The sequence below is a fragment of the Candidatus Liberimonas magnetica genome (assembly GCA_020523885.1).
Lineage (GTDB): Bacteria > Elusimicrobiota > Endomicrobiia > Endomicrobiales > JAFGIL01 > Liberimonas > Liberimonas magnetica.
This window is the reverse complement of the sequence record JAJAPY010000008.1, coordinates 105,618-114,280: the sequence shown is the minus strand read 5'-3', so window position 1 is coordinate 114,280 and position 8,663 is coordinate 105,618. Positions and strand designations below refer to the sequence as shown.

The 8,663-nt window shown below is 42.0% G+C and carries 7 protein-coding genes; all 7 read left to right on the top strand.

Annotated elements, in window-relative coordinates; all coding sequences use genetic code 11:
- Positions 1-142 precede the first annotated feature (142 nt).
- The 7 genes from LHV68_08335 to LHV68_08305 all read left to right on the top strand — a co-directional run bounded on the left by LHV68_08335 (position 143) and on the right by LHV68_08305 (position 8,659).
- A complete protein-coding gene (locus LHV68_08335; protein ID MCB4791881.1) occupies positions 143-991 on the top strand; it encodes a deoxyribonuclease IV in 849 nt (282 codons plus the stop codon).
- Positions 992-1,148: 157 nt separating this feature from the next.
- Positions 1,149-2,570, top strand: coding sequence for a sensor domain-containing diguanylate cyclase (locus LHV68_08330; protein ID MCB4791880.1), 1,422 nt, complete (start codon positions 1,149-1,151; stop codon positions 2,568-2,570).
- 196 nt (positions 2,571-2,766) lie between these two features.
- Positions 2,767-4,137, top strand: coding sequence for a GGDEF domain-containing protein (locus tag LHV68_08325; protein MCB4791879.1), 1,371 nt, complete (start codon positions 2,767-2,769; stop codon positions 4,135-4,137).
- Between the two features lie 90 nt (positions 4,138-4,227).
- Positions 4,228-5,127: a transposase gene (locus LHV68_08320; GenBank protein ID MCB4791878.1), complete on the top strand. Its 900-nt coding sequence runs from the start codon at positions 4,228-4,230 to the stop codon at positions 5,125-5,127.
- Positions 5,128-5,252: 125 nt separating this feature from the next.
- Positions 5,253-6,356, top strand: a complete 1,104-nt coding sequence (ugpC, locus tag LHV68_08315; GenBank protein MCB4791877.1) for a sn-glycerol-3-phosphate ABC transporter ATP-binding protein UgpC — start codon at positions 5,253-5,255, stop codon at positions 6,354-6,356.
- A 153-nt stretch (positions 6,357-6,509) separates the two neighbouring features.
- Entirely contained in the window at positions 6,510-8,126 is a 1,617-nt protein-coding gene (locus LHV68_08310) for a FecR family protein (protein MCB4791876.1), read from the top strand.
- A 68-nt stretch (positions 8,127-8,194) separates the two neighbouring features.
- A complete protein-coding gene (locus LHV68_08305) occupies positions 8,195-8,659 on the top strand; it encodes a hypothetical protein (protein MCB4791875.1) in 465 nt (154 codons plus the stop codon).
- Positions 8,660-8,663 lie beyond the last annotated feature (4 nt).

The following is an 8,663-nucleotide window of genomic DNA, read 5'->3' as shown; positions in this document are numbered from 1 at the left end:
ATTGCGAGGAGTCCAAAGGACGACGTGGCAATCTACTTTACGACGATAATATATTATTGAGATTGCTTCGCTAACGCTCGCAATGACAGAAAACAGGGTTCAGCAACCGGCTAATTTTATAATTTTAAATAATAAGGAATTTATGATACGGTTCGGGGTTCATTGTTCGTTAAGAGACGGCCTTGCCGGGGCTCTCTTAGAAGCAAAAGAAAAAGGGTGCGAGGCCATACAGATATTTACAAGAAGCCCGAGAATGTGGAAAATGAGGCCCGCGAAAGCCCGTGAAATAATAGAATTCAAGAAGACGAGAAAGGAACTCAACATCTTTCCTGTTGTCGTGCATTCGCCTTACCTGCCTAATTTAGGGACTTCCAACAAATGGCTTTATGCCAAATCAACAGAACTTCTCAAAGAGGATATGGCTTTATCGGAAAAACTGGGCGCAGATTATATAGTGATACATCCGGGGTCCTATTCGGAAAACTCAAACGTTAAAAAAGGGATAGCTAACATAACAAGAGCACTGAACGAAGCCCTGGATGAAGTCCCGGGCAAATTAGTTGTCCTGCTTGAAAATGTCGCAGGCGGCGGAAGAAGGCTAGGGAGTTCTTTTGTTGAATTAAAACAGATTATCAGAGGCATCAAAGCAAAAGGACGGATAGCTGTCTGCTTTGATACTGCGCATGCGTTCGGCGCGGGCTATGATATTTCAAACCCTGCCGGGATAGCCAGGACAATAAAAGACTTTGATACTATGATAGGGATTGATAGGCTGAAAGTCATTCATTTTAACGATTCCCTGGTGCCGTTATCAAGCAGGAAAGACAGGCACCAGCATATCGGTAAAGGGTTCATAGGCCTGAGCGGTTTTAAATATATAATCAGGTCCTTAAAAGAAAAGGTTGAAGCCGGTATTTTAGAAACCCCGAAAGAACCTGTAGGCTCGGATAAAAAGAATTTAAGGCTTTTATTCGGGTTTAGAAAAAATTGACACCCTCTAGTAAAAATATTAGTATAACAGTATTGAGTCTATTCTAATAAGTCTGACTTTGTCATTCCTGCGAAAGCAGGAATCTATCCTTCCGTACAAATTGTACTTTCTGGATTTCCATTTTCATGGGAATGACACCTTTTAGATAAGAATTTTTATGATAATAAAAGATAATGTAGAAATAAAAAAACAAGTCACCGAAGAAATAATCAAGACCATCGGCATACCTATGGCCTCAAGCCTGCTGTTCATTATTTGGGCCTACAGCCTCATCAGAGGCTCCTATGAAAACATCTATATTTTTCCTTTAAGCGGGATATTGCTTATCCTGCTGTATTTTTTCTCCGAAGCGTTTTACAGCGGCATACTCCTTGGGATACTCACCCTAATAGGCCTTTTAAGTATAATTTTGATCCCTTCCAGCCTTTCACGGTTTATTTTTTTTCTTGAGATCTTCTGGCTCTGGAGCCTTTTCTTTTTCCTGGAACGCTACCAGAAAAGCTATCAGAACGAACTGAACCGCGTGCGCGAAGAAGAAGAGGTCCTGGATACAAAGATAACCCTGTTAAACTCAAGGGTCGAAGAAAACCGGAGGTTATGCGAGAACATAGCCCAGCGCATCGCCAATTACCAGCTCCTTGGAGGGATGGTCCAGATCCTCGGGTCTACCCTTGATGAAGATAAGATAATCCCGCTTGTAATAGACCTTTCAAGAAAATTCATAGCTAAAGGGACCTGGAGCATCGGGACAAATTTAGAAGGCGACGACATAACTAAATACGTAAAAGAGACCAGCCTGTCCCTCATCATAAATGATATCGAAGCCGATAACAGGTTCTATATTACTGACCCGGTATTTAGGTCTCTCGTAGCAGTGCCTTTAGAGATAAACGAGAAGCTGTGGGGAGTCCTAAGAGGAGAATCCCTGCAGAAAAATACGTTCGACGAAAGCGACCTGCGCCTTTTATCGATCCTGGGCGGGATAACATCCCTGGCCCTTAATAACGCAAACCTCTACGAAAGGACCCAGGAACTAGCCATAACCGACGGTTTAACCGGCCTTTATGTACAAAGTTATTTTAAGGAACGGCTTGCGGAAGAAATACTGCGTTCGCAGGACCACAAACTATCTCTGAGCGTTATTATTCTTGACATAGACCATTTTAAAAAGTTCAACGATACGTACGGCCATGCGGCAGGCGATGCTGTCTTAAGGCAGATAGCGAACATTCTCAGGAACTGCCTGCGTGAAACAGACCTGATAAGCCGTTACGGAGGAGAAGAATTCGCTATCCTGATGCTTCAGACAGAGCTGAACGAAGCATTCCGCATAGCCGAGATAATAAGAAATAATATAGAGGTCGAAAGGTTCTACCTGCCTGTGGAAAGTTTTCAGCCTGTCCGGGTAAGAGTGACCATAAGCGCAGGGGCCTCGGGCCTCAACCCCAGGATAAAGACACCTGAAGAATTGCTGCACTTGGCTGACGAGGCGCTCTATAGATCCAAAAAAGGCGGCAGGAACAGAGTTGAGATGGCCCGGCCGTTAAAACACAAGAAAAAAGAACAAGGACCAAGTTAGGCTCGCTTCGCTCGCAACTTTTGTTTTAGCCACTTCGGAGGTGGTCCGCCAAAGGCGGAACTCCTGCGAAGTGTGAAAACGGTTAATAAGCGTCGCAGAGTCTATCCCGCAGAAGTGTCATTGCGAGTCCCGCAGTGGCGGGACGAAGCAATCTCTCTGTTATTGAAATTCCTATACAATTAAGGATAAAAAGCAAATGAATCCGATAATTCTTAAGATCAGAGAAAAAATAGTGGAGTATATTAAAATAACTATTTTTTTGCTTTTATTCATACTATTCTATTTCTATGTTCCTTTCGCCGGGCTGCGTTACACCTTGATCTATTTCCTGGTTCTGGCAAGCCTGTATTTTTCATTTAAAACACCCGAGCTTGCATTCGTAATAAACTCTGCGGGGATAGCCCTTGTATGCGCATCGGGATTCCTTGAAAATTTGGCTATAAGCATCCCTTTGATATTTCTTCTGATGTCTACGACAGGTATACCGCTTTATTTCGGCTGGGCGCGGCATTTAGAGCAGGACAGTTTCAGAAAGAGGCGGAAACCCAAAGTAGAACTGATAGATTCCCTGCAAAACAACCTTACCGGGCATGAAACAAGGCTTGACGGCCTTGAAAAGAAGATCGACCGGATAAACAGGCTCTATAACCTCGGCAGGGAACTGGTCGTGCATATGAATATGAACGAAGTGATAAATAACCTTCAAAGGGTCATCTTAAGCCGCCCCGGGATCGAGTCCGTGTCTATATTTTCCCTGGACAAGAACATCTGGGAACCCGTATATTTTTCTCAAGAAAAATATAAACAAAAGTGGCTTGACTATATAGAAAACAACAAACCTCTTTTAATGAAAAAAAAATTCAGGGTCCTGCCAAGCCCCGGATGGCTGAACAACCGGTCCGTAGTCTTTTGGCCTGCGAGGCTCGAAAAAGATATGCTTGCTGCGATAATCCTTACGACCACGAACGAGATGGCGGATTTCTACCTTGAAGAAGGAGAGATATTCATACCGCAGATAGCCCTGGGGTTAAAACGCACGAACCTTTTTGCCGAAGTCCAGGAACGTTCGCGCATAGACGGGCTTACAGGGCTGTACCTGAGGCGCTATTTTCTGGAAAGGTTCTATCTTGAGATCCAGCGCGCAAAACGGTATTCGTCCGTATTTTCCATATTTATGGCGGATATAGATTTCTTTAAAAAGATCAATGATACCTTCGGCCATCTTGTGGGGGACGAAGTCCTAAAAAAGCTGGCGCAGATACTAGTGAGCAACTCATCGCCCAGCGCACTCGTCAGCAGGTACGGCGGCGAAGAATTTGTGGTCCTTCTTCTCCTTTTATCCCCTCAGGACAGCCTGAACATCGCAAAAAAAATAAACAAAGCCGTCACTGACCACACCTTTAGATCTGCCAATTCTAATTTTCATTTAACCTTGAGTATCGGCATAAGCCATTACCCAAACGACGGCGATAAAGTTAAAGACCTTTTAAGCGCCGCCGACCACGCCCTTTACTGGGTGAAAACCCACGGAAGAAATAACATCAAAGAGTTTTCCCAAAACCCCTAACCTGCCAAAACCTCCCTGCTGCTAATGGTGTCAGGCTTCTCTAACTTCACTAACTTGACAGTGTACGTTTGAAATAGTAATATATTGTTCATGGGAAGAAAACCAAGATTGCATATAGAAGGCGGATTGTATCATATTATAACCCGAGGCAATAATCGGAAAGAAATATTTAAAGAAGATAACGATTATTCAGCATTTCAAGATTCCCTCCTAAAAATAAAAGAAAAAACTTCATTTAAATTATATGCATATTGCCTGATGCCTAATCATTTTCATTTACTAATGAGAGTTAAGACAATAAGCACTTCTGTAATAATGCAGAGGTTATTAACATCTTATACGAAGTATTACAACAGGAAATACAAGAAAATAGGCCATTTATTTCAAGGACGTTACAAAGCGATCCTATGCGAGAAGGACAGCTACTTATTAGAACTTGTCAGATATATACACCTCAATCCATACAGAGCCGGTTTGGTAAAAAAGCCTGTTGAATGGAGTTGGAGCGGACATAAAGAATATTTAGGGCCAGGTGACAAGAAGACGTTGGATATTAATGAAGTGCTGGGGATGTTAAGTAGTAATTTCAAGCAGGCTGTAGTAAAGTATTCTGAATTTGTACAAGATGGCAGTCAGATGGGCAAGAGAAGGGATTATTATCCGCAAGAAAATATGCCATATCTTGGCTGTGATAGTTTTAAAGAAGATTTAATGTTTCAACACATAGAGTTGGCAAATAGAAATATTCCTAAACGCGAGTTAAAAGTAAAGATTTCATTAAATGAAATAGCCTCAAATGTTGCAGATAAATTCAATGTGTCGGTTGAATCGCTTTGTGGGAAAATAAGAATAAAAGAATTATCAAATGCCCGAAAAGAATTTATAAGAAAAGCTGTTGATGCGGGATATAAAAGCACAGAGATTGCGGGTTTCATAGGTTGTGCGCAGAGCTACATTACAAAAATAGTTAGTGAAGTTAGAGAAGCCTGACACCACAATACGCTTGACTTATCTTTCGTAAATTAAGTATAATTTTAATAAGAAATCCAAAAATTCTCTTAAATACATCCCGTAAAGTTACGGGATATTTTAATTTATTGTGGTAAGGAAATAAAATGGCGCGGGTTGAATTAAAAAATATAACAAAAAAATTCGGGGACCTGGCAGTAGTAAATGATTTTAACCTCGATATACAGGACAGGGAATTCTGCATAATGGTGGGCCCTTCCGGATGCGGAAAAACCACGACTCTCAGAATGATAGCAGGCCTTGAAGAGATAACTTCCGGCGAAATCTATATAGCCGACAAGCTTGTCAACGACCTTGCCCCGAAAGACCGCGATATAGCCATGGTTTTTCAGAACTATGCCCTATACCCGCACATGTCGGTCTATGAGAACATGGCTTTCGGCCTTAAGCTAAGAGGGTATAGTAAGAATGAAATAGATATCAGGGTGCGTGAAGCAGGGGATATCCTTGATATAAGCCACCTGCTGGAGCGACGGCCTAAACAGTTGAGCGGAGGGCAGCGCCAAAGAGTCGCTGTCGGCCGGGCTATAGTAAGAAAACCTAAAGTATTTTTATTTGATGAGCCTTTATCCAACCTTGACGCAAAATTAAGGGTACAGATGAGAGCGGAACTTAAAAAGATCCATGACCGCCTGCAAAGTACTATGATATATGTTACGCATGACCAGACCGAAGCCATGACGATGGGAGACAGGATATGCGTAATGAAAGACGGGCTTATACAGCAGGTTGACGGGCCTATCAACCTCTACGATTATCCCACAAACAAGTTCGTGGCCGGGTTTATAGGCAGCCCTCCGATGAATTTTCTGGAAGCGGAGGTCATTTCAAGGGACGGGGCGCTTTATCTTAACGAAGGGATGTTCGAATTAAAACTCCTTGCCGAGCATAAAGAAAATGTTTCCCCCTACGAAAATAAAAAAGTTGTATTGGGGATACGTTCAGAAGATATTTATGATAAATTGTTTTATACTATGGGGCCCAAAGAAGGAAACTCGTTCGGTTCAACCGTAGAAGTAGTTGAACCGCTGGGCAGCGAGATATACCTGCATTTAAACACCGGCAAGAATACGTTGATTGCCAAGGTCGACTCGCATAACAAAGCAAAACCGAACCAGGTAATGGAATTAGTGGTAAACCTAAAAAAAATACACCTTTTTGAGATCGAAAGCGGTAATACGATTATTTAATACCCGTCCATGTGACTAAAAGCACGCCGAGAAATTATTGACAACTCCCCTTATTACTGATATACTTTTATTGCAAAGAAAAAAATCACGAATAAAAGAATCTTCTGTGTTTTGTATTAAATTCATCGATTTTTATTTGCCCGGAGGCTCCAGATGAAAAAATTACTTTTAGTAATGGCCTGCCTTACCCTGGCTTTACCCCTTTTTGCTGAATTAAAGATATCTTATTTTTCAGGAACAGTTGAGGTCTTTCGCAATGACCAGTGGCAGGACGCTGCCAAAGGGATGTCCCTTGCAGTAAATGACAAAGTCAAAACTTACGATGCCAGTTTCGCAGTCCTTGTAATGGACAATAATTCAAGGATATGGGTAAAAGAAGATTCAGAGATGCATATCATCTCTATCGGAAACGAAAGTTATTTTGACCTCTTTTTCGGGAAGATCAGGGCCAAAGTCGAAAAACTCAAATCAAATAAAAAATTTAAGATAAAAACACCCGTTTCAGTGGCTTCTATAAGAGGGACTGAACTAATAACTTCGGCTGAAGGCGAACTGGCTGTCTTAGAAGGCAATGTCGCTTACAGCGATGTAAACGAGCAGAATGCCATAGATGTAGCACAGGGCTTCCTGGGGATGATAGATGCAGCAGGAAAGCTTATGGCGCAGCAGTTAACACCTGAACAGCTAAACGCTATTCAGGTAGAGTGGGAAGCAATAAAAGACCTGGGAAAAGGGGGCGATGGGCAAAAAACAGAAAACCAAGATGAGCAAAAAGATACAGCCAAGACAGATACCCTGCGCCAGGAACTCCGCGACCTTGTTAATGAAGTAAAGGTTCAGATCGGTGAGGCAAGAGAATTGACCAATGAAATAAAAGAAGCTGACCTCTCAACAGGAAGGACTTTGCGCGATGTACACGGCAACCTGGTAAGGGTTGAGCAGAACATGTTAAGGCCGGACAGGAGCACTATACAGATATTGAATATTACTAAAAGGCCGGAAGGCTATAACTACTCGAACAAGACAGGCTGGGGATACAACGGCCCGGCTGGATCGCGCCTTGATGTAGTCGACGTAAAAATGAAAATGAACATGCCACTTCCCGAACAGATCACAGAATGGCCTTCATTTATAAACTCAAAAGGCGATTCGCTTCACCCGGAAACAGTGCTGTTTAGGATATCGAACCAGACGGATGAAATAAGCAATATAGGCGTATGGAAACTTAAAGGCCAGCCTGCAGAAAAAACAGGAGATGTAACATCTGAAGACAGGCTCGTGTTTACCGGCACAATAAACGGCTGGACCATAGACCCGAATTATACTGATACCGATCCCAAATATGCAAATGTTGCGGACCAGTATAAAAGGACAGAGTCTGCAGACGGAAGCGATTCCGGCGACCTGTGGGGTTGGGGAGTAAGCCCGCAGTTCAGGATATATAAAGGGTCACAGGAAAAGTTTGTAAGGCTTGGCACGGAAGGCTATGGTATCAATAACGATGGGACTATTTTAAACTTAAATAATTTTACCAACACTTCGGATAATCCGTTTAACGTATTAAAAACCATCGCAGGCGAACAAATAACATTCTGCAGAGAAATAACCGACAGCTCAAACTACTACGGGTTTGCGGACACTGCGCATAACCCCGATCTCTTTGCAAAAGGGAACCTTGACCTTATATTTACCCCGGACCTTATTATAGCTGTTGCACAGAAACTTGCAAACCAGATAAGCAACCTGCAAAAGACCAATGACACGAATTGACAAAGGCGCAAATTTATATTACAATATTTTTGCCTTAAAATATACGGTACACGGTACAAAAACTATTGATGAATCAAAACCTTGATCAGCAGCCCATTGAAAAACGAAAAAAAATATCTTTATCCAAAGAAGAAAAAGATATTTTAGTATCCCTTCTGGTAAAAGCCGCAGTCCCCATCGTTTTTATAATAACGACCAGTTTAATAGTCTTATTCTTCGGTTTTCAATTCTTAATTAAAAAGACAGGGTTTTCTAATTTCGGTTTAAGCTCGGCATCGGTGCTCCATAGCGTATCCCAGTTTATTTCTACATATTTGATAATAGCCCTGGTCAATATTTTTTTAATGATACTTTTAAGCATTGTGGTGCTGTATTTGGCTCTTCACAATATCGTTCTTCCCATTCTGAGAATAACGCGGACCTGTAAAACCTGCGTTGAAACGAACAGCAAGACAAATATCTCTGTTAGAAGTTCTGATAAATTGTTCATACCTTTGGTAGATATGATCAACAAGTTGATGCACAGGCAGTGAAGCT

Coding starts and splice junctions, on each gene's coding strand:
- LHV68_08330 (MCB4791880.1), top strand. CDS start 1,149: ATGATAATAAAAGATAATGTAGAAATAAAAAAACAAGTCACCGAAGAA.
- LHV68_08310 (MCB4791876.1), top strand. CDS start 6,510: ATGAAAAAATTACTTTTAGTAATGGCCTGCCTTACCCTGGCTTTACCC.
- LHV68_08335 (MCB4791881.1), top strand. CDS start 143: ATGATACGGTTCGGGGTTCATTGTTCGTTAAGAGACGGCCTTGCCGGG.
- LHV68_08305 (MCB4791875.1), top strand. CDS start 8,195: ATGAATCAAAACCTTGATCAGCAGCCCATTGAAAAACGAAAAAAAATA.
- LHV68_08325 (MCB4791879.1), top strand. CDS start 2,767: ATGAATCCGATAATTCTTAAGATCAGAGAAAAAATAGTGGAGTATATT.
- ugpC (MCB4791877.1), top strand. CDS start 5,253: ATGGCGCGGGTTGAATTAAAAAATATAACAAAAAAATTCGGGGACCTG.
- LHV68_08320 (MCB4791878.1), top strand. CDS start 4,228: ATGGGAAGAAAACCAAGATTGCATATAGAAGGCGGATTGTATCATATT.